The organism is Streptococcus sp. DD11, from assembly GCF_001578865.1.
Lineage (GTDB): Bacteria > Bacillota > Bacilli > Lactobacillales > Streptococcaceae > Streptococcus > Streptococcus panodentis.
Window position 1 is genome coordinate 1 of sequence record NZ_KQ969480.1, and the last position, 274, is coordinate 274.

Annotated in this window: 1 protein-coding gene; it reads right to left on the bottom strand. The window is 33.9% G+C overall.

The window, feature by feature from the left end; genetic code table 11:
• Window positions 1-47: 47 nt before the first annotated feature.
• A partial coding sequence (locus STRDD11_RS13850; RefSeq protein ID WP_164828527.1) for a hypothetical protein occupies window positions 48-274 on the bottom strand: 227 nt, incomplete at its 5' end.

A 274-nucleotide genomic window follows, 5' to 3' on the forward strand; every position in this document is an offset into this window, starting at 1 on the left:
TATCCTGCTTTGTTTTATACATCTTTTAATCTCCCAATATTTCTTTTTTAATTTTGTAATACTGTCAGCTTAGGAACACTGACAAACTCCGTCTCCCATTCTTTATCGACATATTGGAATACTTCCTCAATAATTTTTAATAATTCCTGCTCTTTTGAAAGGACTGATTCAGGAACTCTGATTGCATTTATTCTTTCCTTAGCTAAGCCTTTTTGTACTAAAATCTCTCCAGCTTCATCCCAAACAGGACGTGCAGAAGTATCAACAGTTGTAA